Source organism: Actinoplanes sp. NBRC 103695 (genome assembly GCF_030269485.1).
In the GTDB taxonomy this organism is placed as follows: Bacteria; Actinomycetota; Actinomycetes; order Mycobacteriales; family Micromonosporaceae; genus Actinoplanes.
In genome coordinates this window covers 95,956-122,333 of the sequence record NZ_BSTL01000018.1, presented here as the reverse complement: position 1 = coordinate 122,333, position 26,378 = coordinate 95,956, and the positions used below count along the sequence as shown (strand labels likewise).

The 26,378-nt window shown below is 71.2% G+C and carries 31 protein-coding genes; 18 read left to right on the top strand and 13 right to left on the bottom strand.

The genetic code is table 11. The annotated features are described in order from the left end of the window. From QSK31_RS30520 to QSK31_RS30500, 5 genes are all read left to right on the top strand, one after another. Entirely contained in the window at nucleotides 1-888 is an 888-nt protein-coding gene (locus QSK31_RS30520; protein WP_285687974.1) for a Gfo/Idh/MocA family protein, read from the top strand. A 68-nt stretch (nucleotides 889-956) separates the two neighbouring features. Continuing rightward, a complete protein-coding gene (locus tag QSK31_RS30515; protein ID WP_285687973.1) occupies nucleotides 957-1,556 on the top strand; it encodes a sigma-70 family RNA polymerase sigma factor in 600 nt (199 codons plus the stop codon). Nucleotides 1,557-1,676: 120 nt separating this feature from the next. Beyond that, nucleotides 1,677-2,417, top strand: a complete 741-nt coding sequence (locus QSK31_RS30510) for an anti-sigma factor (protein WP_285687971.1) — start codon at nucleotides 1,677-1,679, stop codon at nucleotides 2,415-2,417. Nucleotides 2,418-2,488: 71 nt separating this feature from the next. Next, a complete protein-coding gene (locus tag QSK31_RS30505; protein WP_285687969.1) occupies nucleotides 2,489-3,118 on the top strand; it encodes a fasciclin domain-containing protein in 630 nt (209 codons plus the stop codon). Nucleotides 3,119-3,176: 58 nt separating this feature from the next. Beyond that, the gene (locus QSK31_RS30500; protein ID WP_285687967.1) at nucleotides 3,177-4,706 is read left to right on the top strand and encodes a molybdopterin-dependent oxidoreductase; all 1,530 of its coding nucleotides are present in this window, start codon (nucleotides 3,177-3,179) and stop codon (nucleotides 4,704-4,706) included. 33 nt (nucleotides 4,707-4,739) lie between these two features. Here QSK31_RS30500 and QSK31_RS30495 read toward each other — a convergent pair whose 3' ends face one another. Beyond that, a complete protein-coding gene (locus QSK31_RS30495) occupies nucleotides 4,740-5,294 on the bottom strand; it encodes a TetR/AcrR family transcriptional regulator (RefSeq protein WP_285687965.1) in 555 nt (184 codons plus the stop codon). 48 nt (nucleotides 5,295-5,342) lie between these two features. Here QSK31_RS30495 and QSK31_RS30490 point away from each other — a divergent pair, with 48 nt between their 5' ends. The 3 genes from QSK31_RS30490 to QSK31_RS30480 are packed head-to-tail and all read left to right on the top strand — an operon-like array spanning nucleotide 5,343 to nucleotide 6,637. Beyond that, a complete protein-coding gene (locus QSK31_RS30490) occupies nucleotides 5,343-5,828 on the top strand; it encodes a GNAT family N-acetyltransferase (protein ID WP_285687964.1) in 486 nt (161 codons plus the stop codon). Nucleotides 5,829-5,868: 40 nt separating this feature from the next. After that, nucleotides 5,869-6,282 (top strand): helix-turn-helix domain-containing protein, encoded by a 414-nt coding sequence (locus tag QSK31_RS30485; protein WP_285687963.1) that lies wholly within the window; start codon nucleotides 5,869-5,871, stop codon nucleotides 6,280-6,282. Continuing rightward, nucleotides 6,275-6,637, top strand: coding sequence for a DUF4180 domain-containing protein (locus tag QSK31_RS30480; RefSeq protein ID WP_285687962.1), 363 nt, complete (start codon nucleotides 6,275-6,277; stop codon nucleotides 6,635-6,637). The genes QSK31_RS30485 and QSK31_RS30480 overlap by 8 nt, the downstream gene beginning before the upstream one ends. 60 nt (nucleotides 6,638-6,697) lie before the next feature. Here the strand turns inward: QSK31_RS30480 and QSK31_RS30475 are convergent, their stop codons facing one another. Beyond that, complete coding sequence (locus tag QSK31_RS30475) at nucleotides 6,698-6,985, bottom strand: hypothetical protein (protein ID WP_285687961.1); 288 nt, start codon at nucleotides 6,983-6,985, stop codon at nucleotides 6,698-6,700. A gap of 422 nt (nucleotides 6,986-7,407) precedes the next feature. Here QSK31_RS30475 and QSK31_RS30470 point away from each other — a divergent pair, with 422 nt between their 5' ends. Then, entirely contained in the window at nucleotides 7,408-7,752 is a 345-nt protein-coding gene (locus tag QSK31_RS30470; RefSeq protein WP_285687960.1) for a hypothetical protein, read from the top strand. An 88-nt stretch (nucleotides 7,753-7,840) separates the two neighbouring features. On the opposite strand, the gene QSK31_RS30465 is transcribed toward QSK31_RS30470, so the two are convergent. Further along, complete coding sequence (locus QSK31_RS30465; protein ID WP_285687959.1) at nucleotides 7,841-8,746, bottom strand: helix-turn-helix transcriptional regulator; 906 nt, start codon at nucleotides 8,744-8,746, stop codon at nucleotides 7,841-7,843. 367 nt (nucleotides 8,747-9,113) lie between these two features. Between QSK31_RS30465 and QSK31_RS30460 the strand changes: the two genes are divergently transcribed. The 8 genes from QSK31_RS30460 (at nucleotide 9,114) to QSK31_RS30425 (ending at nucleotide 15,978) form a co-directional block, all read left to right on the top strand. Continuing rightward, nucleotides 9,114-9,470 carry an STAS domain-containing protein gene (locus QSK31_RS30460; RefSeq protein ID WP_285687958.1) on the top strand — a complete coding sequence of 119 codons (357 nt, stop codon included), beginning with the start codon at nucleotides 9,114-9,116 and terminating at the stop codon, nucleotides 9,468-9,470. A gap of 25 nt (nucleotides 9,471-9,495) precedes the next feature. Further along, nucleotides 9,496-9,828: a YnfA family protein gene (locus tag QSK31_RS30455; RefSeq protein ID WP_285687957.1), complete on the top strand. Its 333-nt coding sequence runs from the start codon at nucleotides 9,496-9,498 to the stop codon at nucleotides 9,826-9,828. A gap of 182 nt (nucleotides 9,829-10,010) precedes the next feature. Continuing rightward, entirely contained in the window at nucleotides 10,011-10,526 is a 516-nt protein-coding gene (locus QSK31_RS30450) for a Rossmann-fold NAD(P)-binding domain-containing protein (protein WP_285687956.1), read from the top strand. Between the two features lie 10 nt (nucleotides 10,527-10,536). After that, nucleotides 10,537-10,950: a VanZ family protein gene (locus QSK31_RS30445; protein ID WP_285687955.1), complete on the top strand. Its 414-nt coding sequence runs from the start codon at nucleotides 10,537-10,539 to the stop codon at nucleotides 10,948-10,950. A gap of 60 nt (nucleotides 10,951-11,010) precedes the next feature. Next, a complete protein-coding gene (locus QSK31_RS30440) occupies nucleotides 11,011-12,144 on the top strand; it encodes a serine hydrolase domain-containing protein (RefSeq protein ID WP_285687954.1) in 1,134 nt (377 codons plus the stop codon). Further along, nucleotides 12,141-12,503, top strand: coding sequence for a nuclear transport factor 2 family protein (locus tag QSK31_RS30435; RefSeq protein ID WP_285687953.1), 363 nt, complete (start codon nucleotides 12,141-12,143; stop codon nucleotides 12,501-12,503). Before QSK31_RS30440 ends, QSK31_RS30435 begins: the two co-directional genes overlap by 4 nt. 102 nt (nucleotides 12,504-12,605) lie before the next feature. Beyond that, complete coding sequence (locus QSK31_RS30430; protein WP_285687952.1) at nucleotides 12,606-14,093, top strand: serine/threonine-protein kinase; 1,488 nt, start codon at nucleotides 12,606-12,608, stop codon at nucleotides 14,091-14,093. Between the two features lie 16 nt (nucleotides 14,094-14,109). Then, nucleotides 14,110-15,978, top strand: coding sequence for a beta-galactosidase (locus tag QSK31_RS30425; RefSeq protein ID WP_285687951.1), 1,869 nt, complete (start codon nucleotides 14,110-14,112; stop codon nucleotides 15,976-15,978). A 30-nt stretch (nucleotides 15,979-16,008) separates the two neighbouring features. Here the strand turns inward: QSK31_RS30425 and QSK31_RS30420 are convergent, their stop codons facing one another. The 10 genes from QSK31_RS30420 to QSK31_RS30375 all read right to left on the bottom strand — a co-directional run bounded on the left by QSK31_RS30420 (nucleotide 16,009) and on the right by QSK31_RS30375 (nucleotide 25,534). After that, nucleotides 16,009-16,869 (bottom strand): ABC transporter ATP-binding protein, encoded by an 861-nt coding sequence (locus tag QSK31_RS30420; RefSeq protein ID WP_285687949.1) that lies wholly within the window; start codon nucleotides 16,867-16,869, stop codon nucleotides 16,009-16,011. A gap of 27 nt (nucleotides 16,870-16,896) precedes the next feature. Then, nucleotides 16,897-17,712: an ABC transporter permease gene (locus tag QSK31_RS30415; protein ID WP_285687948.1), complete on the bottom strand. Its 816-nt coding sequence runs from the start codon at nucleotides 17,710-17,712 to the stop codon at nucleotides 16,897-16,899. After that, nucleotides 17,709-18,404 carry a hypothetical protein gene (locus tag QSK31_RS30410; RefSeq protein WP_285687947.1) on the bottom strand — a complete coding sequence of 232 codons (696 nt, stop codon included), beginning with the start codon at nucleotides 18,402-18,404 and terminating at the stop codon, nucleotides 17,709-17,711. Before QSK31_RS30410 ends, QSK31_RS30415 begins: the two co-directional genes overlap by 4 nt. Next, nucleotides 18,401-19,276 carry a zf-HC2 domain-containing protein gene (locus QSK31_RS30405; protein ID WP_285687946.1) on the bottom strand — a complete coding sequence of 292 codons (876 nt, stop codon included), beginning with the start codon at nucleotides 19,274-19,276 and terminating at the stop codon, nucleotides 18,401-18,403. The genes QSK31_RS30410 and QSK31_RS30405 overlap by 4 nt, the downstream gene beginning before the upstream one ends. Beyond that, the gene (locus tag QSK31_RS30400; protein ID WP_285687945.1) at nucleotides 19,273-19,824 is read right to left on the bottom strand and encodes an RNA polymerase sigma factor; all 552 of its coding nucleotides are present in this window, start codon (nucleotides 19,822-19,824) and stop codon (nucleotides 19,273-19,275) included. The genes QSK31_RS30405 and QSK31_RS30400 overlap by 4 nt, the downstream gene beginning before the upstream one ends. A gap of 131 nt (nucleotides 19,825-19,955) precedes the next feature. Continuing rightward, the gene (locus tag QSK31_RS30395; RefSeq protein ID WP_285687944.1) at nucleotides 19,956-21,893 is read right to left on the bottom strand and encodes an alpha-galactosidase; all 1,938 of its coding nucleotides are present in this window, start codon (nucleotides 21,891-21,893) and stop codon (nucleotides 19,956-19,958) included. Further along, on the bottom strand, nucleotides 21,890-22,573 hold the full coding sequence (locus QSK31_RS30390) for a cellulase-like family protein (protein ID WP_285687943.1): 684 nt from the start codon (nucleotides 22,571-22,573) through the stop codon (nucleotides 21,890-21,892). The genes QSK31_RS30395 and QSK31_RS30390 overlap by 4 nt, the downstream gene beginning before the upstream one ends. Then, nucleotides 22,570-23,391, bottom strand: a complete 822-nt coding sequence (locus tag QSK31_RS30385; protein ID WP_285687942.1) for a carbohydrate ABC transporter permease — start codon at nucleotides 23,389-23,391, stop codon at nucleotides 22,570-22,572. The genes QSK31_RS30390 and QSK31_RS30385 overlap by 4 nt, the downstream gene beginning before the upstream one ends. After that, nucleotides 23,388-24,269, bottom strand: a complete 882-nt coding sequence (locus QSK31_RS30380; protein ID WP_285687941.1) for a carbohydrate ABC transporter permease — start codon at nucleotides 24,267-24,269, stop codon at nucleotides 23,388-23,390. Before QSK31_RS30380 ends, QSK31_RS30385 begins: the two co-directional genes overlap by 4 nt. Next, the gene (locus QSK31_RS30375) at nucleotides 24,266-25,534 is read right to left on the bottom strand and encodes an ABC transporter substrate-binding protein (RefSeq protein ID WP_285687940.1); all 1,269 of its coding nucleotides are present in this window, start codon (nucleotides 25,532-25,534) and stop codon (nucleotides 24,266-24,268) included. The genes QSK31_RS30380 and QSK31_RS30375 overlap by 4 nt, the downstream gene beginning before the upstream one ends. 100 nt (nucleotides 25,535-25,634) lie before the next feature. Here QSK31_RS30375 and QSK31_RS30370 point away from each other — a divergent pair, with 100 nt between their 5' ends. Continuing rightward, nucleotides 25,635-26,372 carry an SDR family NAD(P)-dependent oxidoreductase gene (locus tag QSK31_RS30370; protein ID WP_285687939.1) on the top strand — a complete coding sequence of 246 codons (738 nt, stop codon included), beginning with the start codon at nucleotides 25,635-25,637 and terminating at the stop codon, nucleotides 26,370-26,372. The last annotated feature ends 6 nt before the right edge of the window (nucleotides 26,373-26,378 follow it).

Genomic DNA, 26,378 nt, shown 5'->3' with positions numbered 1-26,378 from the left:
ATGCGCATCGGTCTTCTCGGCACCGGCCCGTGGGCCCGGCTCGCCCACGCTCCCGGCCTGGCCGCCCACCAGCGGGTGGACTTCGCGGGTGTCTGGGGGCGGAACCCGGCGAAGGCCGCCGAGCTCGCGTCCGAGTACGGCGTGGCGACCTACGACGACGTGGACGACCTGTTCGCCGACGTCGAGGCGGTGGCCATCGCGCTGCCGCCGGCCGTGCAGGGTCCGCTGGCGCTGCGTGCCGCCCAGGCCGGAAAGCATCTGTTCCTGGACAAGCCGGTCGCCCTGACCGCGGCGGAGTCCGGCGAGATCGCCCGGACCCTGAGCTCGGCGGGACTGCACTCGGTGGTCTATTTCACCCGCCGCTTCCTGCCCAGCCTGGCCGGCTTCCTCACCGAGGCGGCGGCCGAGGGCGGCTGGGTCGAGGCCCGGGTCGACCACGCCGGCACCATCTACGACGAGGGCAACCCGTTCGGCGAGTCGCCTTGGCGGCGCGAGATGGGCGGCCTCTGGGATGTCGGGCCGCACGCGGTCGCCCTGGTCGTTCCGGTCCTCGGTCCAGTCGCCGAGGTGTCCGCGATGGTCGCGCCGCACGACATGACCCACCTGATGCTCCGGCACACGACCGGGGCGGTCAGCAAGATCACGCTGTCCGTGGACGTTCCGCCCGCCGCGGCGCGTGAGGACGCCGTGCTCTTCGGGGAGGCCGGCATCCGCTCGATCCCGAACCCGGACTGGGATCCGATCCTCGCCTACGGCACCGCGCTGGACGCGCTCCTGGCCGGGGACACGACCATGGACGCGGCGTTCGGCACCTCGGTCACGGCCGTGCTGGAGGCGGCCGCGGAGTCGGCTTCCGGCGGACGTGTTGTCACGGTCGCTGTTCGGTGACCCATCCGCTACGCCCGCCGCCCCGAATCCCCGGCGTAGATCCACCCCGGCGCGAAAGGCCCACCGGAATGACGGAGCGAGCCAGAGACCACCTCTCCGCGGTGCCTGGGCCGCCGCCCACGGACCCGGCACAACTGCTGCGTGAGGTGGCTCAGGGAGACGAACAGGCCTTCGGCCGGCTGTACGACCTGGTGGCGCCGCGGGTGTACGGCCTGATCCGCCGCGTGTTGCGCGACCCCGCGCAGACCGAGGAGGTCACCCAGGAGGTGCTCGTGGAGGTCTGGCGCAACGCGGCCCGCTTCGACGGCGCGCGCGGGTCGGCTACCTCGTGGATCTTCACGATCGCGCATCGGCGGGCGGTGGACCGGGTGCGGTCGGAGCAGTCCGCGGCCGACCGGGTCATGAAGGTGGGCGTGGCGCAGGTCGAGATCCCGCACGACGAGGTGGTCGACGAGGTGACCGGGCGGCTGGAACGCCAGCAGGTCCGGCGCTGCCTCGACGACCTGACGGATCTCCAGCGCCAGGCCGTGACGCTGGCCTATTACCAGGGTCACAGCTATCGCGAGGTCGCCGAGCTCCTGTCGACCTCCCTGCCGACGGTCAAGACTCGGATGCGCGACGGTTTGATCCGGTTGCGCGACTGCCTGGGTGTGGAGGTGACGGCATGACCGAGCGAAGCGAGCGTCATGGTGTCGCAGTTTGCCTTTGTCGGTTGGGAGGCACGGCATGACCGAGCGAAGCGAGCGTCATGGTGTCGCAGTTTGCCTTTGTCGGTTGGGAGGCACGGCATGACCACGACGGATATCCATGCTCTGGTAGGTGCCTACGCCCTGGACGCTGTTGACGACCTCGAGCGTGCTGCCTTCGACCGCCACGTGCGGGAGTGCGAGAGCTGCCGGACCGAGCTGGACGAGCTGCGGGAGACCGCCGGCCGGCTGGCCGACAGCACCTGGTCGGTCCCGCCGCCACGGCTGCGTTCCGCCGTGCTGGGGGCGATCGCTCAGACGCGTCAGGTGGCGCCGGTCTCGCCCGCGCCGATGCGTTCCGCCCAGCCCGCGCCTCGCCGCTGGCTGGTTGCCGCGGCCGCCGCGGTGGTCCTGGCCGGTGGGGCGAGCACGGCCGTCTATCAGGTTCAGGAGCAGCGGGTAGGCGACTCGATCGCGACCGCCGCCCGGGCATCCGCGCAGACCGAACGGACACGCGACATCCTGGCCGCCCCCGATCTGGTGGTTCGTACCGCCCCGGTCACCGGCGGCGGCAAGGTGACGGTGGCGCAGTCCCCGTCGAAGGACGCCGGCGTGATCCTGCTGGGGGCCTCCGCGCCGCCGGCCGACGGCAAGGTGTTCCAGCTCTGGACGATCCGCGGCACGACACCGACGTCCGCCGGGGTGCTGCCGGCCGGTGAGGCGAGCGCGGTGCAGATCGTCAACGGTCTGCCGGGCGCCGACATGGTCGGCGTGACGGTCGAGCCGGCCGGTGGTTCGGCCACTCCGACCATGCCGTTGGTGTCGCAGCTGCCGCTGGTCTGAATTCGGACCCATCCGGCAAACGTTTCGCTCCGAATCCTTTGTGACAGAAAATCACAAAGAGGGGCAAAACAATGCGACTGACCAAGATCTCCGCGCTCGCTGCGGCCGCCTTCTTCACCGTCTCGATCGCCGCCTGCGGGTCCTCCTCGGATGACTCCAGCGGCGCGGCGGCACCGGCGGCCGCGCCGTCGCCCATGATGAGCAGCGCCGCGCCGGAGACGATGACCAACTTCGGCCCCGGCTGCTCGGCCGTGCCGACCGACGAGTCCAACCCGGGCAGTTTCGCCTCGATGGCCAAGGTGCCCGTGGCGACCGCCGCGTCCGGCAACCCGGTGCTGTCCACACTGGTGGCCGCCGTGAAGCAGGCCAACCTGGTCGACTCGCTGAACACCGCGCCGGACCTGACCGTCTTCGCGCCGGCCAACTCGGCGTTCGACAAGATCCCGGCCGCCGACCTCAAGAAGGTCCTCGCCGACAAGAAGACCCTGACCAGCATCCTGACCTTCCACGTGGTACCCGGGAAGCTGACGCCGGAGCAGCTCGCCGGCACGCACAAGACCCTGGAGGGCGGGTCGCTGACCGTCGAGGGCAGCGGCGAGATGTTCAAGGTGGACGGGACGTCGGCCGTGGTCTGCGGCAACGTGCAGACGGCCAACGCCACCGTCTACATCATCGACACGGTCCTGATGCCCAAGAAGTGACGACGGGACGGCCGGCCGCCTCTCGGCGGCCGGTCCCTTTCTTCCTGGAGGAGACATCATGCGCCGGACCGGATCTTCCGCTGTGCTCGGTGTCCTGGCCGCCGCGGCCGGGGTCGCCGTGGGCGAGCTGCTGGCCGCCGCCACCCGGCCGCCGGCGGGGCCGCTGGTCGCGGTGGGCGGGGCGATCATCGATGCCACTCCGACGCCGGTCAAGGAATTCGCGGTGCGGGAGCTCGGGACCGCCGACAAGCCGGTGCTCCTCGGGTCGATCGGGGTCGTGCTGGTGGTGTTCGCCGCCGTGGTCGGCCTGCTGACGGCCCGGCGATGGTGGTTCGGCATTGTCGGCGCGGGGATTCTGGGAGTTGCCGGCGCGGGTGCGGCGCTGTCGCGGCCCGCCGCGGGGATCTATGACGCGGTGCCGTCGCTGCTGGCCGCCGCCGTGGCCGGGGTATTGCTGGTGGGGGCCGCACGCCGGGTTCCAGCCGTCGCAGCCTCCCCTGCTGCTTCTGCTTTGGGCAAGCCTTCGCGCGTACTCGTGGACCGTCGCGCCTTTTTGCAGGCCGCGGCCGTGATCGCTGGAGGGACGGTGGCCGCCGGCGGGGCTGCCGCCGTGGTGAAGCGGGCTCGCGGCGGGGCGGTGACGGCATCGCGCGCGGCCATCAAACTGCCGGCCGCCGCCGACCCGGCGAAGCCGTTGCCCACCGGCGTGGGCCCGGGCTTCGTGACGCCGAACGCCGGGTTCTACCGGGTGGACACCGCGCTGACCGTGCCGCGGATCGACGTGGACTCTTGGCGGCTGCGCGTCCACGGGATGGTCGGCCGGGAGCAGACGCTGAGCTTCGCCGACCTGCTCGACCGGCCGCTGATCGAGCGCGTGATCACTCTGAACTGCGTGTCCAACGAGGTCGGCGGGCCCTACATCGGCACCGCCAGGTGGCTCGGCGTTCCGCTGGCGCCGCTGCTGCGCGAGGTGGGCATCGATCCCGGCGCCGACCAGCTGGTGGCCCGGTCGGCCGAGGGCATGACGATCGGCACGCCGACCGCGACGGTGCTGGACGGCCGGGACGCGATGCTCTGCGTCGGGATGAACGGCGAGCCGCTGCCGCTCGAGCACGGCTTTCCGGTGCGCATGCTGACACCCGGGCTCTTCGGGTACGCCGGGGCCTGCAAGTGGGTGACCGAGCTGGAGCTGACGACGTTCGCGGAGTTCGACGCCTACTGGGTACGCCGAGGCTGGGCCGCGCAAGCGCCGGTGAAGACGGCGTCCCGGATCGACCGCCCGCAGCCGTTCGCCGAGGTGCCGGCCGGCGACGCGACGATCGCCGGGGTGGCCTGGGCGCAGGGCCGCGGCATCCGGACCGTGGAGGTGCGGGTCGACGACGGCTCGTGGCAGCGGGCGGACCTGCTGCCCACGCCGTCCACCGACACCTGGGTCCAGTGGCGCCTGCCGTGGAAGCCGGCCGCCGGCCCGCACACGCTCACCGTCCGGGCGACCGACGACACCGGCGCCGTCCAGCCCGAAGCCCGGGTCACCCCGTTCCCGTCCGGCGCCACCGGGTGGCACGGCATCACGGTCACCGTCACCTGATCGCGGTCGTTTTGCTCTGAGCACGTATACGCATCACCCGGGCGGCAGGGCGGCGTGGACGGCGGCCGTCGTGCGGGCGTGATCGCCGGTCGCCAGCAGGTCGAGCAGGGCGCCGCGGAGCAGGGCCAGGGCGGCGGTGCGCGCGGCCTCGGCGGCCGGGGTGTCGCGGATGGACTCGGGCTGGGCGGCGGCAAGCAGGGCCAGCCAGTCACGGACGGTTTCGGCGGCGAAGGCCGACCACGGGCCGTCCGGGTCGATGAGTGACCGCGCGTAGGCCTCCGTCCACAGGGTCAGCAGCGCGCGGTGGGCCGGGTCGGAGAGCCAGCCCCAGATCATCAGCGTGGTCTCGGCGAGGCCGCCGGCCGGCGCCGAGCGCAGCAGGGCCACCTCGTCGGCGCGTGCGCGGGCCAGCAGCTCGCGGATCAGGCCCTCCTTGGATCCGAAGAGGTAGAGCAGCACCCGCGGGCTGGAACCGATCGCCGCCGCCAGGGGACGCAGCGACAGGTCGGCCAGGCCGTGCGCCAGCGCGTAGCCGTACGCCGCCTCGAGCAGTTCCGTCCGGCGGGGGCTTGCCGTCTCGCTGACCATCCGGGCATCCTACTGAAACAGTCGTTTCAGTGGATAGGTGGTGGCCCGATGACGGTGCTGGTCCGGCCCTTGGGCGTGCCGGGTGACCTGGGCTGGGTGGTGATGGCGCACGGCGAGGTCTACGCGGCCGAGTACGGGTGGGACGCCACCTTCGAGCAGCTCGTGGCGCGGATCGTGGCCGACTTCGCGGACAAGCGGGATCCCGCCCGCGACGCCGCCTGGATCGCCGAGGTGGACGGGCGGCGGGCCGGCTGCGTCTTCTGCGTGGAGGCCGGCCCGGAGACCGCGAAGCTGCGGATCCTGCTGGTCGATCCGGCCTTCCGGGGGCACGGGCTCGGCGCCCGGCTGGTCGGTGAGTGCCTGTCCTTCGCCACGGCGGCGGGATATCGGCGCATCACGCTCTGGACCAACGACGTCCTCACGTCGGCCCGCAAGATCTATCAGGCGGCCGGCTTCACGCTCGACGACGAGGAGCCGCACGACAGCTTCGGCGTGCGACTCGTGGGTCAGAACTGGTCCCGTGACCTTCCCTAGAATTCCTTAAAAGCTTGCTTTGAGCGTACGATAGGGAACCATGGAGTGGCACTCACCGGAGCAGGTCGCCGGGCTTCTGGGTCTGCACGTCCGGACGGTGCGGGGCTACATCCGTGACGGCCGGCTGCCCGCGGTCCGCATCGGCAAGCAGTACCGGATCGCGCAGCGTGACCTGGACGCGTTCACCGGCAGTCCGCGAGCGGCGGCGTCGGTGCACGTGACGGCGGTGGTGGAGCTCGATGACGTGACGGCCCAACTCGCCGACCGGGTGAGCACGCTGGTCGTCGCGGGGGTGCAGCAGGTGCGAGGGCTGCGGGTCCAGTCGGTCTACGACGCGTCGCGCGGCCACCTGAAACTGATCGTCCTCGGCCCGCCGGCGGCCGCGGCCGATGTGCTGATCACGATCGACGGATTCCTGGCAGCGGTGGCGGGGGAGGGCGGGTCGGATGACTGAGGACGAGATCGTCGAACGGCGAGGCGGCGTGGCGGTGCTGATGTGCGCGGCCGACGGGCCACCGATCGCCACACCGCAGGACGCGCTCGACGTGATCGGGTCGGCGTTCGGGCGCAGCGACGTGGTCGCGATCCCGGCCGGCCGGCTCGACGAGAGCTTCTTCCGGCTCCGCAGCGGGCTGGCCGGCGAGATCATGCAGAAATTCGTGAACTACCGGATCCGGCTGGCCGTGGTCGGCGACATCGGCGAGCAGGTCGCGGCCAGCGACGCGCTGCGCGACCTGGTCCGGGAGTCCAACCGAGGCCGGCACATCTGGTTCGTCACCGACCTCGACGATCTGGACACCCACCTCTAGGGCCCTGGACGTGCACATCCGCGGGGGCGGACCGGTGGGGGGCCGCCCCCGCGGATGCGTTCAGGGGACCGTTCGTTCGATCGCGGCGGCGCCGTCGCGATCGAGCTCGGCGCGGGCCCGTTCGACGTTCTCCGGTGTCGGGTCCTTGCCCTGGGCGACGGCCAGATCGGCCGGATCCCACGGCTGCTCCGCGCCGGTCCGCACCACGGGCTCGGCGCCCGGCGGCAGGAACTCGGGTGTGTCCTCGTCGGGGCCGCCGCCGGTGATGAACGCGGACACCGCGACGTCGTCCTCCACCGCGTCCGCGACCTCGGGCGTCTCCTCGAGCGGCTGAATCGGCTCGACCATCTTCCCCTCCTTCGCATGACCCTTTCGGATCCCATACCCGGCAACCGCCGGCCTATCCGCGATCTTCCTCCGGCGCCGGGTTACCCGTCCGGGTGGTCTTCGCCGATGTGCGTCCACGGCCCGCGGGGTCTGTTGTGGAATCGGACCGGCCGTCCGTCGCCGCCGATGCCCAACACCGGCCGTGACCTGGGTCGATGCGGGTATGTTTGCGCCTTACACCATCCTGCGCGGTGCGAAACGGACGATCGGTGAGTCCGTGGTCGAAGCGAGCGCGAAGCGGACAGCCTCTGCGCGCATCGGATGGACGCTGTGTAGCCGGGCGAATACGTTCTCGCTTGTCACGTGTGCGCAAACCCTGGTTGAAGCACGCGCGGGGGCGAGGAGAACATGAGCGAAATGACCGATCGTGAGGATCGCGGGCAGTGACCAATCTGCCGGACGCCGAGCGGGACGCCTGCGACGTGGTGCAGGCGTTGGGCGGTCTCGCGGCCCTGCTCGGGCGGCTCCAGCCCGACGACCCGGCCTTCGACGACACGCTGCGGGTGCTGCGGAGCCTGGCCGAGGACGGTTCGGCGGCGGCGCAGCGCCTGATCGTGTACCTCCAGTCCCTCCGCGGCGCCGGCGACGGCGAGACCGCGGCCGTCCCGCCCCACCTGGGCCCCTGGCGTGACTGGGTTCCGCCGCGAGGGCACCTGCTCGGCGAGCGTGGCCCTGCGCACCGCGTCGGCGAGCTCCCCCAGCCGCGGCGCTTCGATCCCGGCGAGTAACTTCACCAGCCGTCACCCGCACGGGTCAACGCGGTCACCCGATCGGGGCGTTCCAGGTCCATCGGGTGTTCCAGGTCCATCGGGTGTTCTAGGTCCGGAGCGTCTCCGACGGGGACTCCTGGTACCGGGTCCGGTAGGCGGACGCGAAGCGGCCCAGATGCGCGAACCCCCAGCGGTGGGCGATCGCGGCCACCGTGTCCCTGGCCGGGTCGGCGCGCACCAGGTCGGCGCGAGCGCGCTGAAGGCGTACCCGCTGCAGGTAACCCATGGGTGAGCACCCCGCATGCTTGCGGAATCCGTCCTGCAGCGACCGGACGCTGACCCTCGCCACCTCGGCGAGGTCGGTCACCGTGAAAGCCCGCTCCGGCTCCGCCTCGATGACCTCCTGCGCACGCCGGACCGCCCGCGGCGGACTCGGCTGCGCCGGAGCGGTCAGCTCGTCGTGGTAGCGGTGCGGCAGCGCGAAGAGCAGGCCGCCGAGGATGAGCCGGCGCATCCGGACGGCGATCGGGCCCCGATGCACGAGGCTGTCCGGGAGGGCGCACTCGTCGTGCATGTTCTGTACCAGCCGGCACCAGCTCAGACCCGGGCCGTCCGAGACGTCGATCGTCGGCGGCAGGCCGAGCGGTCCCTCGACCGGGTGACCCAGCAGCGCCGCCAGCTCCGCCTCCAAAGCCGGGCGCTCCAGCTTCACGTCGAGCTCGGCGGAATCGGCGCCGTGCAACGTGTAGACCGGGCTGCCCGGACCGAACACGGCGCCCGTCGACGGGTGCGCGAAAACCTCGTGGCCGGCGTGTCGCGACTGCATGCGGCCGGTGGTCGGGATCGTGACATGGTAGGCGTCCAGTTCCGACGCGATCAGCGTCACCGGAGCCCCGAAAGTGAGGTGCCCGATCGTCACGGGTCCGAGTTGGATCACTTCGGCACCGATCTTGAAGCTGTCGTGGCCCTCCGGCGCACCGACCGAGATCGGATAGTAGAACCGATTTAGCATGGTCCGCACCTGATCGATGTCCGCGCTGTTGAAGTGCGACATCTGGGGTGGATCCCAGGTACCCGGAGCGTTCCGGGCATGAGAGTCATTCATGGCTGAAGGCGATCCACCGCATACCGAGAGTAAAGGGCAACCGACAGCCAAGCGTCAACGTTCATCACTGCTCCTGACCGTTCCAGCACATTCCGGCCATATGAACTACTCTGGCGTTCCACGCCTACGTGGCGTAACTTGCAGACCAGCGGATTGTTGTTGAACGCGGTCCCGGGGCGCCTTGGGCAGGGCGCTACGCATACGCGGCAGTTCAGCGCGATGCATCCCCGCGAGAGGCCGGCGTCGGCCGTACGACGCCAGGAAGAGGGCAGCCGTGTATCTGCCGATCACCACGCGCCAATTGGCCGACGGCACCGTCGAGATCGCGCCGAGCGGCGAGATCGACCTCGACAACGCCCACGTGATGCGGGACGCCGTCAACGACGTCCTCACCTCGACCACGCCGGGCAAGATCTGCCTCGATCTCCAACGCGTGATGCTGATCGACAGCATCGGCATCGGGATCCTGGTCGCGTGCTTCCACGCGGCCGCCGCCAGCAACGTCAAGCTGGTGGTCAGCCATCCCAGCCCCACGGTCTACCGCCAGCTCTGGGTGTCCGGGCTGGTCGGCCTCCTGGGCTGCGCCGAGCCGCCGTCGCCGCGCACCTCGGTGGGGTTGCGCCCGGCCTGACCGGTCCTCGGGTTGACTGTGGGACATGAACGTCCTGCGGTCCATCGTGCTCTTCCTTCTCGCGGCACTGGCCGAGATCGGCGGGGCCTGGCTCGTCTGGCAGGGCGTCCGTGAACATCGTGGACTGCTCTTCGCCGGGCTCGGCGTGCTGGCCCTCGGCGCTTACGGCTTCGTGGCGACGCTCCAGCCGGACCCGCAATTCGGCCGGATCCTGGCCGCCTACGGCGGGATCTTCGTCGCGGGCTCGCTGGTTTGGGGCACGCTGGTCGACGGCTTCCGGCCGGACCGCTGGGATGTGACCGGCGCGACCATCTGCCTGGTCGGGGTCGCGATCATCATGTACGCCCCGCGCGGCTGACGCCCTTCGTCGAAGTGGACTAACAACCGCCCTCTCCGTGGCGCAACCCGGCAAAGGCTTGGTCGGCGTCGGCGTCGGCGATCGCCTCGGATCGCACATCGAGTGCCGTCCGCCCGCCGGCGATCTTCTGCCTCTCCGCCCCGCACCGGACCCCGCACCCGTTCTTCCGGCAGCCGAACCCGATGGCAGCGCTGCACGCCGAGATCGAGCGGCTCATCGCGGCCACCGGACTCGAGTCGACGATCATCCGGCCCGGGATGTTCGCATCGAACGCGCTGTCCTGGTGGGCCGCCTCCATCCGCGGCGACGGCGTGGTCCGGTGGCCGCACGGCGCGGCAGAGACCGCCCCCGTCGACGACCGGGACGTTACCGAGGTCGTCGCGCGAACCCTGTACGAAGACGGGCACGTCGGCGGTGACTACGTCCTGACCGGCCCCGAGTCACTCAGCCAGGCCGAACAGGTGAGCATCATCGGTGACATGGTGGGCCGCCCGATCGCGTTCGAGGAACTGCCACCCGACGATGAGGGTTCACGTCGACCAACCGAAGACGGCGCCGACCAGGAACAGGTCGGCCGTTGCCTGGCCGTGGACGTCGGCGATGACGGCCTTGATCTCCGGCGGGAGCTTGGTGATGTCGGGGACCTCCGCGGAGCCGTCGACTGCAGTGACGGGGGGTTACTACCGGCGGTTGGCTAGCTTTGCGGGTGTGCTGCGGCTCCGACTACTTTTCCTGGCGTACGCCGCCGGCGTGCTCGCCGTGACGGTGGTGCCGGTGCGCGCCTTCGACTACTGGGGCCATGTGCCGTGGCAGGCGATGATCCGCTGGGTTCCGTTCGTCGTCGACCCGCTGAGCATGATCCTCAACGTGGTCATGTTCGTGCCGTTCGGCGTGCTCGTGCCGCTGATCTGGCGACGGGCCGGCGCCACGGCGGCCCGGCTCGGCTGGCTGGCCCTGGGTGCGTCGCTGAGCATCGAGCTGACCCAGCTGCTGCTCGACATCACGCTCGGTTCCCGCCGTACGGTCGACATCAACGACCTGATCGCGAACACCGGCGGCGCCCTGATCGGCTGGTGGGTGCTCCGGCTGGCGCGCCGGGAGAGCAAAGCCCTGGCCGGCTGAACAGGACGAGGGTGCTCCGGCCGGCGCGCCAGGAGAGCGAAGCTCTGGCAGGCTGATCCCATGCCTGCCGAAGAGCTGAACGCCGCCATGGCGGCCCGGGTCGAGCGGGGCGAGATGCCCGGCATCGTGACCCTCGTGGCCCGCGACGACGACGTCACGGTCGAGGCGATCGGTGTGACCGCGTTCGGCGGTGACGTCCCGATGCGCCGGGACACCCCGTTCCGGATCGCCTCGATGACCAAGCCGATCCTGGCCGCCGCCGCGTTGATGCTGGTCGAGGACGGCCTGTTCGACCTGGAGGAGCCGGTCCACCGGCTGCTGCCAGAGCTGGCCGGCCAGCGGGTGCTGCGGGCGTACGACGCTGAGCTCGACGACACGGTCCCGCTGAGCCGTCCGGTCACCGTGGACGACCTGCTCACGTTCCGGCTGGGCCACGGCATGATCGTGGAGCCGGAGATGGATCCGCCGGTGCCGGTGGTGCGCCGGGGCGCCGAGCTCGACCTGATGTTCGGGCCGCCGGAGCCGCGGTCGCCGTTCGGCGTGGACGAGTGGGTGCGCCGGTTCGCGAGCCTTCCGCTCATCCATCAGCCGGGCGAGAAGTGGATGTACAACACCGGGACGCTGGTGCTCGGCGCGCTGATCTCCCGGGCGACCGGGCAGGCGTTGGGCGCCGTGCTGGCCGACCGGATCTTCGAGCCGCTGGGGATGACGCACACCGGCTTCGCGCTGCCGCGTGAGCTGGCCGAGCGGCTGCCGGCGCAGTACCTGGACGGCAAGGTGGAAAACCTCGCGACCGCGCCGGAGCACTGGCTGGCGGAGCCGCCGTTCCCGTCCGGCTCGGGCGGGCTGGCCTCGACCGTGGACGACTTCCTGGCCTTCGCGCGGCTGCTGCTGAACCGGGGGGTGCACGGCGGCACCCGGTTGCTGTCCGAGCACTCGGTCGAGCTGATGACCACGAACCATCTGTCACCCGAGCAGATCGCGAGCGGCGCGTTCCTGCTGAGCGGCAGCGGCTGGGGGATGGGCCTCGGGGTGGTTCTCGATTCGGGGCGGTACGGCTGGGCCGGTGGCTACGGCACCGACTTCCTCGTCGACCCGGCGCAGGGGCTGATCGCGATCGCCATGACCCAGGTGTCGCCCTTCCTCTGGTCCGGTGGCATGGAGGAGTTCACCAGGCTGGCGGACAAGCCATGACGAATCTGGACGCGGTGACCGCGTGGGTGGACAGCTACCGCCGCGCGTGGACGAGCAACGATCCGGACGACGTCGCCGGTCTCTTCGCCGAGGACGCGGCGTACTTCCCGGAGCCGTGGGCGACGCCGTGGCGCGGCCGGGACGAGATCGTGGCCAAGTGGCGGGAACGCCGCGACGTGGCCGGCACGTGGAGTTTCACCTGGCACCCGCTGATTGTCACCGACGAGGTGGCGATGCTTGAAGGTGAGACGGTTTATCCGGACCGGAAATACTCGAATCTGTGGGTTCTGCGACTGGACAATGCCGGTCAGGCGCGGCAATTCACCGAGTGGTGGATGGACCAATCACAGGCTAGCTGACCTCGCAAAAGCGACACGGCGGTTGCTCAATCCAGCAATGTGAATTGAATTCCGTGTCGCCAGGGTTCGCCATTTCCGCTCCCGGTTGGCAGACTGCCTCGGGTGGAGGTGCAGCAGAGGCTCGGCGATCGCTACAAACTGCTGAATGAACTCGGCAGTGGTGGCATGGCCGTGGTGTGGAAGGCGCACGACGAGGTTCTCAACCGGCCGGTGGCGATCAAGGTTCTCGCCGGGCGGTACGCGGGCGACGAGCAGTCACGCGCGCGGATCCAGGCCGAGGCCCGTGCCGCCGCCACCATCTCGCACCCCAACATCGCGCAGGTCTACGACTACGGCGAGTCGGACGACGACGAGGCCCGCCTGCCGTACGTGGTGATGGAACTGATCAACGGACCGACGCTGGCCGAGCGCGTGGTGCAGGGCCCGGTCCCGCCGCGGGCGGCGTTCCGGATCGGGGGCGAGGTGGCGGCCGCGCTGGCCGCGGCGCACGCGCACGGGCTGGTGCACCGCGACATCAAACCGGCCAACGTGATGGTCACCCCGGCCCGGGCCAAGGTGGTCGACTTCGGCATCGCGGCCTCGGCCGGTCCCGGCCGGCCAGACGACGAGTTGCTCGGCACCCCGGCCTATCTGGCGCCGGAGCGGCTGCTCAGCGACCGGATCGAGCCGGCCTCCGACGTGTACGCGCTGGGCGTCCTGCTCTACCGGATGCTGGCGAACAACTCGCCGTGGAGCGTCGACACGACCACGCAGATGCTGGACGCGCACGTCTACGTCGAGCCGGAGCCGCTGCCCGAGCTGACCGATGTCCCGTCCGAGGTGGTCGACCTGGTCAACCGGTGTCTGCGCAAGGACCCGGCCGAGCGCCCGACCGCGGCGGAGGCGTCCGAGACCCTCCTGGACGCGGCCGATGAACCCGTCGTTCCCGTCGCTGGTGGAACCGCGCTCAAGGCGGGAAATGTCGCCCGCGTCAGAGGGGACAGAACAGGCAATGTCCGTACCGTCGCGCCGAAGGGCAACCAGCGACGGCGCCGGATCATCGCCGCGGGCGGGGTGACCACAGCAGTGATCGCGGCCCTGCTGGCCTGGGCGTTCCTCCCACAGTCGGCGGAGGGCGAAGGCCAGGCGGACAACCCGGCCGCTGTCCTCCCGCCGCCGTCGGAGCAGCCGATCTCGACCCCGGCGGCGACCACTCCGGGCACCCGGACAACCACGAAACCGGGCCAGGCGCCGCCGCGACGCAACGACGCGGTGGTGGCACCGACCAGCGCGGGGCCGGCCACGTCGCCGGCCGCCGAGACCCCGCCGCCGAGCGCCGAACCGAGCGCCGAACCCTCCGCCAGCAGTTCGGCCACCCCAGCGCGGACGAAGGTGCTCACCTCGAAGGCCGGGCAGGTGACCGCCGAGTGCACCAAGGCCGGCAAGGCGCATCTGCTGGCCTACGAGCCGGCCGACCCGTGGAAGCTCGACCGGGTCAACGCCGGTCCGGTGGTCGCCGCGAGCGCGATCTTCAAGAACAGGAACCAGCGGTTCCGGATGACCGTCACCTGCGTCGGAGGACGGCCGACTTCGGTCAACCTGCCGTTGTAGGGGCAGACTGGATCGCATGGCGATCTGGTACGGCGGCGACTACAACCCGGAACAGTGGCCCGAGGACGTCTGGGCCGAGGACGTCCGGCTGATGCGACAGGCCGGGGTCACGATGGCCACCGTCGGCGTCTTCTCCTGGGCGCGCATCCAGCCGGCCGAGGGCCGGTACGACTACGGCTGGCTGGACCGGATCATCGACCGGCTGCACGAGGGCGGGATCGCGGTCGACCTGGCCACCGGCACCGCGTCACCGCCGCCGTGGGCCGCTCAGAAGTACCCGCGGATGCTCACCGAGACCCGGGAGGGCGCGACGCGCTGGCCGGGCGGGCGGCAGCACTACGCGGCCACCTCGCCGGACTACCGCCGGTTGGCCGCCGAACTGACCCGGGCCACCGTCGAGCGCTACCGGGACCACCCGGCGGTGGTCCTGTGGCACCTCAACAACGAGCTCGGCTGCCACGCCGCGCTGGACTACTCGGACCAGGCGGCGGACGCGTTCCGGGTCTGGCTGAGCGCCCGGTACGCCGACGACATCGACGCGCTGAACGACGCGTGGGGCACCTGGTTCTGGTCGCAGCGCTACACCAGCTTCGAGCAGATCCTGCCGCCCCGCCTCGCCCCGGCCAGCGTCAACCCGGGCGGCCTGCTCGACTTCCGGCGCTTCTCCTCGGACGCGCTGCTGGACCTGGCCCGGATGGAGAAGGCGATCATCCGCGAGGCCGGCGCCACCCAGCCGATCACCACCAACTTCATGGGCGCGTTCCCGCACGCCGACTACCGCGCGTGGGCCGCCGAACTCGACGTGATCTCGGACGACAACTACTTCGACCCGCGCGACCCGGAATCGTTCCGCGGCGCCGCGTTCTCCCGCGACCTGATGCGCTCGCTGAAGCCGGGCACGCCCTGGCTGCTGATGGAGCAGGCGCCGAACGCGGTGAACTGGCGGCCCAACAACGCGCCCAAGGCGCCCGGCCAGATGGCGGCGCTGAGCATGCAGGCGGTCGGCCGCGGCGCCGACGGGGTGCTGTTCTTCCAATGGCGGCAGGCCGCGGCCGGCTCGGAGAAGTTCCACTCGGCGATGCTGCCGCACGCCGGGACGGGAACCCGGACGTTCCGCGAGATCGAAAAGCTGGGCGCGGAACTGGCCGAGCTGGGCGACCTTCCGGCACCCGGCGGTGAGGCGCGGGTCGCGGTGATCTTCGACTGGGAGAACTGGTGGGCGATCGACCAGCCCGATCACCCGGCGCGATTCGACTACGCGGCCGAGGTGCAGGGCTGGCATGCCGCCTTCCACCGGCGCAACATCCAGGTCGACCTGGTCGGACCCCAAGGACCATTCGACTCCTACGACCTGGTGGTGGCACCGTCGCTCTACCTGATCCGGGACGCGGGCCCGCTGCGGGCGTACGCGGAATCGGGCCGGACCTTCCTGGCGACGGCGTTCACCGACGCGGTCGACGAATACGACAGGCTGCTGCCCGGCGGCTTCACCACGCGGCTGGGCGGGGCGCTCGGGGTGGCTGTGCTCGAGTACGAGGGCATCGACGAGGTCACCTGGGGCGACCAGCGCGGCTCGACGCTGCGCGAGGTGCTGCGGGTCGACGACGCCGAGGTGCTGGCGACGTTCGCGGACGGCGAGGCGGCCTTCACCCGGCGCGGCGGCGCGCACTACCTGGCGGTGCTGGCCGACGACGCGGGCAAGGCCGCGGTGGTGGCGACGCTGGCCGGGCATGCCGGGGTCGAGCCGGTGCGGGCCGGGCTGCCCGACCGGGTGGAGGCCTGCGCCCGCGGCGACATGGTCACGCTGATCAACCACAACGCGACCGCGGTCGAGGTGGACGGCGGGACGTTGCCCGGCTACGGCTACAAGATCACGAAACGCTGAGCCGAAACCCGAGGACACGCCCCGCCGGGCCTACCGGGCCATGACCGCGAGGTAGCCGTCCTCCAGGCCGGGCTCGACCGGCCGGGCTTCCGGGCTCGGCGCGGCCGGGGACACGATGCGGTAGCGCATGCCGTCGTCCTGCGGCAGCGCGGACACCACCGTGCCCTCGGTCGGTGCCGGCCCGTCGGTCACCACCGACCAGACCCGGCCCTGGGCGTGGCGGGTCAGCTCCTCGACCGTTCCGCGGAAGATGAGCCGGCCCTTGGCGAGCACCGCCACCTCCCGGCAGGTCTGTCCGATGTCGTCGACGATGTGCGTGCTCAGCAGCACGGTGCGGCGGCCGGCGAACTGGGACAGCAGCGTGCGGAAGCGGATCCGCTCCTCCGGGTCGAGGCCGGCGGTCGGCTCGTCCACGATCAGCAGTTGCGGGTCGGCCAGGAGGGCCTGCGCGATGCCGACCCGCTGCCGCATGCCGCCGGAGAAGCCGCGCAACCGGCGGTCGGCGTGCTCGGTCAGCGCCACCACCTCGAGCAGCTCGCCGACGCGCCGGCGCCGCGTCGTCCGGTCGTCCATGCCCTTGAGCAGGGCGACGTAGTCGAGGAACTGGCGGGCGGTCAGATCGGGGTAGACGCCCAGGTCCTGCGGCAGGTAGCCGAGGGTGCGTTGCACGGCGGTCCGGCCGGCGCCGGTCGCGATGTCGTGCCCGCCCACCGCCACGGCGCCGGACGTCGGCCGCACGATGCCGGCGAGGATGCGCATCAGCGTGGTCTTGCCCGCGCCGTTGGCGCCCAGCAGGCCGAACATGCCGGTGGGTACGGTCAGGTCGAGGCCGTCCAGGGCGGCCACCCCGCCGCGGTACTTCTTGGTCAGGCCGGAGATCTCGATACGCATGTCGGGTTGCCTTTCAGGAAGCGGGGGTCAGCGGAGCCGGCGGGCGCGCAGGGCCTGGCCGCCGGCGAGCGCGGCAGCCGCGAGGATCAGAAGCAGCGCGATGGACAGCCAGGCCAGGGCCGGTGTCGGGTCAGGTCGCAGGAAGTTGAGCGTGGCGCCCGGGATCGGGCCGGCCCAGGTGTCCTGACCGTCGATGCCGTGGAAGTCGAACAGCGCGGCGAGCGGGTAGCCGCCCAGCGGATGGATGAGGGTGCGGGCGAGGGTCGGCATGATGTCCGGCGAGACGACGTTGCCCCACAGCCAGTAGCCGACGAACAGCACGCGGAACAGCGGCGCGGGCATGACCATCGGCACTGCCAGCGCGAACGCGGCCACGAACAGCAGGCCGGGGACGAACACCGCGGCGAAGGCGGCCAGCGCCCAGCCGAGCGCCGCCGGGGCGCCGGCGTCGACCGCGTACGCCGTGGCGAAACCGAAGTAGGCCACCGCGATCGGGATGGCCGTCGCGGCGCCGGTGCCCAGATATTTGCCGAGCAGGCGGGCGCCTGGCGAGGCGGGCGTGGCGTCCAGGATCGGCGCCACCCGCAGGCGGTCGTCCCGGACGAAGCGATCGGCGAGCAGACCGCCGAACCCGATCGCGAGCAGCCCGAAGATCTGGACCGCCAGCGCGACCACGGCGGTCCGCGGGTCGGCGGCCCGCTCGCGCGGATCGAACAGGTCGCGGAGCAGGCTTCCCCCGATCAGCACGAAGAGCACCAGGATCAGTGCGGGCACGATCCACACCGACCGCTTACGGACCTGCATGTGGAACTCGTACCGCAGGCTCGCGCCGAACACGGTCATTCGTCCTCCCCATCGATGAGACGTTCCGAACGGCCCACCACGACGAGCGCGAGGGCGATGAGCACGGCTGCCGCGCCGAGCAGGGTGAGCCGGTTCGCGGTCCAGTCGCCGGGCACCGCGCCCCGGGTGGTCGCGAACAGGTAGAGCAGCCGGCCCGGCAGGTTCTCCTGCGCGGATCCGGCGAAGAACTGCTGGATCGCCCACACCGAGGTGACCAGCGCGCCGGCCCCGCCGGGGCTGCGCAGCACGGCGCCCGCGGCGAAACCCAGCCCGCTCAGGCCGAGCGTCGGCGCCAGCCAGGTCAGTTGTCCGGCGACCGGCCCGTGGCTGGCCGGCCAGCGGTCCCACCAGCCGGTCACGATCAGGACGCCCGCCATCAGCATGGCCACCGCGGCGGTCCAGCCGAGCGTGACGGCCATCCGCCGCACCAGGGTCACGCGGTACGCCGTCGGCGACGTCAGCTGGATCTCGACGGCGGGGTCGCGGCCGATGAGCGAGGCGCAGGAGACGCCGGCGGCGAGCGGGATCGCCATCTCCAGGGCGCCGAGCAGGATGCGGGCGGTGGTCGTGTCGCCGGGCTGCGGGTTGGCCAGCGCGGCCGCGATGCCGAGGGCGACGGCGATCGGCGGGCCGAGCAGGGCCGTCCAGCCGGTTCGGCGTATCTCGTACCGCCAGAGGGTCAGTGGTCTCACATCCGGTGAGTAGCGCCCCGGCCGTCGCGTGGTTCACCGGATCCGGCGATCATCACCGCGACGACGGCGATGGCGACGCTGACCGTCAGTACGGGGGCGTTCGTCGACCAGGAGTCCACAATGAGCTGTGCCGGCCATCCGTCGTGGATCAGCACGCCACCCGCGAACACGCGCACGGCCCAGACTCCGACTGCGGCGCCGAGGGCGACGTCCGGCCCGAAGAAGACGGCGAACAGCAGGCTGAGCGAGGACAGCAACGCCATCGGGCCGAGCCAGGCGCCGACGAGCGCGTTGAGGTTCGCCGTCCCGGCCGCGCCGGATGCGGCCAGGGCGCCGGAGGCCGCCAGGGTGAGCAGCAGGTCGTACCCGAACACGAGCGCGATGCGGACGAGCAGCAGCAGGCGTCCGGAGGTCGGGGTGGCGGCGACGAGTTCGGCGGCCGGGTCGCGCCCGGAGCGGTACGTGCCCGCGACCCCGGCCGCGGCGACGATCGGCGCGATCAGCGAGAGCACCAGGTCGCCCCCGGCGGTGGCCTGCAGCAGGACGACCGCCACCCCGAGTGCCATCACCAGCGCCGACGCGATCGGCACTGCTGGTCGGATCAGCCGTGCCTCGGCCAGCACCAACGATGCGAGATGGCGCAGCGGCCGGCTGGGGGAGGGCGACGGCATCGTTGCGCTCCGGGTCATCACGGCCCGCAGCAGCGACGCCGGGTCCGGTGGCGGCGCGGACGGTGTCGCGGCGGCCGAGATCGCCTGCCAGGTGGCCAGGTCCGCCCGGCATCGGGTGCAGTCCGCGAGGTGTGCGCGGACTCGGTCACGGTCGGCCTCGGGCAGCGATCCGGCGGCGTACGCGGGCAGCAGATCCTTCATTCCGGCACCTCCTGAGCGGTGAGCGCCGCGGCGACGGCGGCCCGGGCGTGATGCAGCCGGCTCTTCACCGTGCCGACCGGGATGCCGAGCACCTCGGCGACGTCGGCGAGCGGCAGGCCGGCCACGAACACCAGCGCGATCACGTCACGATGGTGGCCGGGGAGCAGGTCGATGGCCGCGGCCACGGGTGTGCCACCGGCGGCCGCGATCGCGAGTTCCTCGGGGCCGGCGCCCCGGTCGGGCGGGTCGGGCAGGTCGCCGCCGGCGGGCTCGGGGGAGGCCCGGCCGCGCAGCCGGTTGTGCGCCTGGCGCCGGGCGACGCCGAACAGCCACGTCGTCACCTTCGCCCGGCCCTCGAAGGCGCCGGCCGACCGCCAGACCGCGAGCATGGTGTCCTGGAGGATCTCCTCGGCGGTCATCCGGTCGCCGGCGAGCCGGAACAGGTAGCCGAAGAGGGCGCCGGAGTGCCGCTCGTACAGGCGGGACAGTGCGGCCGCGTCACCGGCCGCGACCGACCGCAGCAACGCGTCGTCGCCGCCCGGGTCCATCCGCTCACCTCCCGCCTCAAGGTAGGTAGCGGGCGCCCGGGCGAAAGGTTCAGAGCAGGATCATGCGCGCTCCAGCTGAAGAAGGTCGGCGTCGTACGTCGGCGTCCACCGCACCGGCAACCCGGCCGCCATCAGATGACTGCCGGAGCAGATGACGTCACCGGCGCGGTAGCGGGCCGACGGGGAAAGGCCACGCAGGGTAGTCGCACGTCGCGCGCCGGCACCGTGCCGAGCCCGTCGAGCGGTCCGGGATTCCACGCCAGCACCACGATCCGGTCGCCGAGCGTGTACTGCACCGCGCAGCGTCGCTCGGACGGGCCGCCGATCCGGTGCACGGTCCCGCCGGTGATCACGTCGCGCACCTGCTTGTAGCGGGCGATCCAGGTACGGGCCTCCTCCTTCTCGGCCGGCGACCACTTGGTGATGTCCGCGCCGATGCCGAGCACGCCCGCGCAGGCCAGCACGAAGCGGAACGCCGGCGAGCGCGGCCGGTCGTCGAACAGCCCGCGCGAGTCGGTCACCCACGAGCTCATCAGGTGCGGCGCGTGCGCGGACAGGAAGCCGTGCTGGATGCGCAGCCGGTCCAGCGGCGCCGTGTTGTCGCTCGGCCAGACCACGTCGGTGCGCGCGGCCATCGCCAGGTCGACCCGGGCGCCACCGGCCGCGCAGCTCTCCACGGTCACGTGCGGATGCCGCTCGCGCAGGTGGTCCAGGATCCGGTAGAGGTTCCGCACGTGCGCGCCGTCCAGGTCGGGCACGCCGCGGTCGGCCTCGGTGCGGGGACGGTTGAAATCCCACTTCAAATACGTGATGGGGTACGCCGTCAGCAATCCGTCCAGGGTGTCGCGGATGAAATCGTGGACGTCGTCCCGGCCCAGGTTCAGCAGGTACTGGTGGCGAACCATGGTCCGTGGCCGGCCGTCGGTGTGATAGATCCAGTCCGGGTGCTCGGCGTAGAGCCGCGACTTCGGGTTCACCATCTCCGGTTCCACCCACAGCCCGAAATCCATGCCGCGCTCGCGGACCGCCCGGGCGAAGGCGCCGAAGCCGTCCGGGAACTTCGCCGGGTCCGGGGTCCAGTCGCCGAGCCCGCTGTGGTCGTCCGGCCGTCCCACGAACCAGCCGTCGTCCACCACGAACGTCTCCACGCCGAGCTCGGCGGCGACGTCGGCGAGGGCGAGCTGCCCGGCCGCGGTGACGTCGAACCAGGTGGCCTCCCACGAGTTGTAGATGACCTTCCGGGTCCGGTTCAGGCGCTCGCCGGCGAGGTGCCGTTCGTAGGCGTGCCACTGCCGGGCCAGCCCGTCCAGCCCCTCCGCGCTGTACGCCCCGGCCGCCACCGGGGTGGTGATCGTCTCGCCGGGGCCGATCGTCACGGGTCCGTCGGCGAGCGCGCGCCCGGCCCGTACCCGCGTCATCCCGGCCGCGTCGGCGTCGGCGGTCAGGTGCCACGAGCCGGTCCAGGCCAGCTGCACGCCGTAGACCGCATCGCCGTTGTCGACGGCGAGATACGGCGAGAACTGGTGCCCGGTCACGCCCTGGGCGCTGCCGATCTCGAAGCGCCCGCGGCTCAGCGTGGTCGACGCGGTGGTGAACTCCTGCGCCCACTGGCCGACCAGATAGTGCAGCGTGGCGCCCTCGGGCGTGGGGATGTTGAAGCTGGCCGAGTCGAGCCGGGTCAGGGCGATCGCTTCGGCGCCGTCGTTGCGGAGGACCGCCCACCGCTCGATGACATCCGTACCCGGTGCGAACCGCCAGTGCAGATCGACTTGCAGACCCGAGATCTCGTCGACGTATTCGGCGTGGCCGGCCGCCACGGTTGTCAGCTTGAGGAAGAGCACCTTTCCATGTACGGCGAGGTCGAAGCCGAGGAACGGGCGCAGGCCGTCCGGGGCGTACTCGACCGGCGCCACGTCCGCGTCGGCCATGTACTGCACCTTGCCGTGGAAGGCCAGCGGCGACGGCCCGTCGCTCACCCCGTGCGGTCCCCAGGCGACCAGGTCCAGCCGGTCGCCGGCCCGCGCCACCGTGTACTCGGTCGTCGCCCCGGTGATGGTCCACGTGCTCAACGGTTCTCCTGAAGGTTGACGCGGCGCAGCCACGCCGCGTTGTTCCACATCGGATGGTGCGGGGCCGCGTTCGAGCACACCACGGTGCCCCAGGCGCCGAGCTCCCGCGCGCGGCCGACCGCGTGCTCACAGATCTCCGCGCCGACCGGGCCCTCCTCGAACCAGGCGTGCAGCGGCGTGTAGCCGACCCAGCCCTCGCCGAACACCAGCGGGATGCCCCGGCCGGCCGCGAAGTCGGCGGCCACGTCGAGCCACAGGTCCAGGGTCTCCCGCATGGCCAGCCGATGCTCGCCGTACCGGTCGTACAGCCAGCGGTCCCACTTGTCCGGATCGCACCAGTCGTGGGTGTAGATCTCGCGGTGCGGCACCACCGTCGCGGCGGTCTTCCAGGAGTCCGGCGCCCGCCAGTCCTCCAGCCGCGGCGCACCGTCCCGCAGCAGCTCGTCAAAGGCCCGATCCTGAGGGTACGGGCGGGAGACGTCCCGGAGCGCGAGCCCGTCGAATCGCAGTGCCGTGGTGTCCAGTCCCGACCTGAAGAGCAGCACGGGCATCGCGCAGATCCGTACCGTGTCGAAACCGCGCTCCACCGCCTGCCGGAACGCCTCGTCCAGGTCGTGAAACGGTTGCCCCACACCGGTCCGGGTGTACCAGGTGAAGTCCCAGAGCGTGACGGCTCTCATTTGGTCGAGCCCATCAGGAGGCCGGAGACGAAGTGTTTCTGGAAGGCGAAGAAGACGATCGCGGTGGGTACGGCCGCAACGATCGAGGCCGCGGCCACCACGTTCCAGTTGCTGACGTACCCGCCCTGGAGGTTGAGCAGCGCGGCCGTGACCGGCAGCTTGGCCTCGGTGCGCAGCACGGTGATCGCCCAGATCAGGTCGTTGAAGATCCAGGTGGTGGCGAGCGCGCCGAGCGCCGCCAGCGACGGCCGGCAGAGCGGCATGATGATCCGGGCGTAGATCTGCACCGGGCCGGCGCCGTCGATCCGGGCCGCCTCAGTCAGCTCGGCCGGGATCGAGCGCATGAAACCGTGCAGCACGAACGTGTAGAAGCCGAGCCCGAAACCGACGTGGATCAGGACCAGCGCGCCCAGCGTGTCGTAGATGCCCAGCGACTCCATCACCCGGGACACCGGGATCAGCAGGATCTGCGGCGGCAGCAGGTTGCCGGCCAGCATGGTCAGCAGGATCGCCCGGCGGCCGGGGATCCGGTACCGGCTCAGAGCGTACGCCGCGAACGAGCTCAGCAGCAGGCTGAGGATGACCGCGGGGACGGTGACCTGGGCGCTGATCCACATCGCCCGGCCCATCGATCCGGTGCCCAGCGCGGTGGAGAAGCCGTCGAAGGTGAAGCTGCGGGGAAAGGCCGAAGCGCCGTGCAGGGTGATGTCGTCGAAGGACCGGAACGCCACCACGACCACGAAGATCATCGGCGCCACCCAGAGCAGGGTCAGCGGCGCCATGACGGCATGAAAACCCCAGCCGGACTTGCCCCTCATGCCTCGACCTCGTTCTTGGTCGCTCGAACCAGATACGTGATGATGAAGACCAGGGCCATCGCGAAGATGACGACGGCGATCGCGGAGGCGTAGCCCAGGTTCAGGAACGTGAAGCCCTGCTGGAACATGTAGGTGCTGAGCAGCTCCGACGAGTGGTACGGCCCGCCCTGGGTCATCGCCCAGACGATGTCGAAGGTGCGCAGCGAGTCGATCACGGTAACCGCGAAGACGACCGTGTTGACGCCGCGCAACTGCGGCCAGGTGACGAAGCGGAACCGCTGCCAGGGCGACGCCCCGTCGACCGCGGACGCGTCGTCCAGCGACGGGTCGGTGCTCTTCAGCCCGGCCAGGTAGAGCACCATCACGTACCCGGCCTGCCGCCAGACGGCCGCGACCAGCACCGCCCACAGCGCGGTGTCCGGGTCGGCCAGCCACTGCTTCTCCCAGCCACCGAGGCCGAGCCCGCCGAGCACCGTGTTGATCGTGCCGTCCGGCTGGTACTGCACCCGCCAGAACAGTCCGGTCACCGCCAGCGAGAACACCATCGGCAGGTAGATCGCACTGCGGTAAAGGCCGACGCCGCGGCGGGGCCGGTTCAGCGCCACCGCCAGCGCCAGCCCGGTGAGCACCGACAGCCCGCCGAAGCCGACCGCCCAGAGCACGTTGTTCTTCAGCGCGCCGAGGAAGATCTCGTCGCTGCCCAGCGCGCGGAAGTTGTCGAGGCCGACGGGCTTGGCCGCGCCGAGCCCGTTCCACTGGGTGAAGGACAGGTAGAAGCTGTTCAGCGCCGGCCAGAACACCATGCCCAGCTCGACGGCGGCCGGTACGGCGAGGAAGACCCAGACGACCGGCGGAACCCGGCGCAGGGTGGTGGTCATCGCCCGAGGACCTTCTTCGCGCCGGCCTGCCAGTCGGCCAGGATCTTGTCGACGTCCTCGGGCGCGTCGAGGAACTTGGTCAGCGCCGTGTCCGCCACGGTCTGCAGCTGGTCGCTGGAGTCGCGGTTGAAGAACTGGGTCAGCGACGCGCTCTCGCCGAGCATCTTGATGCCCTTCTGCACCAGCGGCGAGAACCTCGTGGTGTCCACCTTGGACGAGGTCGGCAGGTTGGACGACTTGGACAGCTCGATGAACTTCTGCTGCTGTTCCGGCGCGGCCAGGTAGCCGATCAGGTCCTTGGCGCCCTGCGCGTTGCGGGACTTGGCGCTGGCGAAGTAGCCGTCGGTCGGCGCCTCCTCGGCCAGCGGCACGTTCTTGTCGATGACCGGCACCCGGAAGAAGTCGAGGTCGTCGCCCGGCATTGCGGTCGTGATGAACGCGCCGATCAGGTACATGCCGGCCTTCTTGGCGTTCAGCGGGGTCACCGCGTCCTGCCACGAGTACGACCGGCCCTTCGGGTCGATGAACTCCAGGATCTGCCGGTAGTGGTCCATCACGGTCTTGACCTTGGGATCGTCGAACGAGTGCCGGCCGGCCAGCAGTTCCCGGTGGAAGTCGGCGCCGTTGACACGCAGGTTCAGGTAGTCGAACCAGCCGGAGGCCACCCACTGGGTGGAGCCCGTACCCATGGTCAAGGGGTGGACGCCCTTGCTCTTGATCGTCTTGCAGAGGGTGATGAACTCGTCCCAGGTCTCGGCGGGCCGCACACCCCACTCCTGGAACGCCGACTTCTTGTAGAACAGGCCCCACCAGTACCAGTTCGTCGGCACGAAGATCTGCTTGCCGTCGTTGGTGCTGAGCTCCTTGAGCGCGGGGGAGAAGCCGGCGCACGGGCCGTTGCCGGTCCACAGGTCGGAGAGGTCGAGCAGGAAGCCCTTGCTCGCGTAGTCGCGGGCCACCGAGCCGGCGTACCAGGTGAGCACGTCCGGCGGGTTGCCGGAGTTCAGGTAGGTGGGCAGCTGGGCCCGGAAGGTCTCGATCGCGATGGTGTTCAGCGTGACCGGCGTCTTGGCGTAGCCCTTGACGACCTCGGTCAGCGCGGCCTTGGGATCGGGGTCGGACAGGGAGGACTGCAGGGTGAGGGTGGCGGAGGCGGCGCCCGAGGAGTCGTCACTCCCGGTAGCGCACGCGCCGAGGATTCCGGCCGCTCCGATGCCACCGAGACCGGCCAGGAACCCGCGGCGACTGACGGGTGCAGAGATCATGTGAGCCTCCGAGGTCGTGTTTCCAGAAGGTTGCATCACGGTTGCCGGCCTGTCAATATATCTTCGTAATTAATGAAGAGTTCGGAATGGGGGCGTGTGCATGACGGGTCGCTTCGCAGGTAGGACGGCTGTGGTCACCGGAGCCGCCTCGGGCATCGGGGCCGCAACCGCACGTCGCCTGGCCGCCGAAGGTGCTGCGGTGGTGCTCGCCGACGTGGCGCCGGCGGACGTGCTCGCCGCGGAGATCGGGCGAGCCGTCGCGATCCGGGCGGACGCCTCCAACGAGGACGACTGGGCTCGGGTGGCCGCTACGGCGCGTGAGACTTTCGGCCCGGTGGGAGTGCTGGTCAGCAATGCGTACGCGGTGGAGATCGCCCCCGCCGACGCGACCACCCTCGCCTCCTGGGAGCACCAGATCGCGGTCAGCCTCACCGGCACCTTCCTCGGCGTGAAGGCGTTGCTGCCCGACCTGCTCACGCACGACGGCGCCGTGGTCGCGGTCTCCTCGGTGCACGCGCTGGTCGGGCTGCCCGGCCGGCCCGCGTACGCGGCGGCCAAGGGCGGCCTGGTGGCGCTGGCCCGGCAGCTCGCCGTCGAGTACGGTCCGGCGCTGCGGGTCAACACCGTCCTGCCCGGCCCGATCCTGACGCCGGCCTGGGAACAGGTGTCCGCGGAGGATCACGCGCGCAGCGTCGCCGCCACGGTCGCCGGCCGGTTCGGCACGCCCGGCGAGGTGGCAGCCGCCATCGCCTTCCTCGCCTCGCCGGACGCCGCGTACGTGACCGGGACCAGCCTGGTGGTGGACGGTGGCTGGACCGCCGCGAAGTCCTCGGGATGAAAGCCG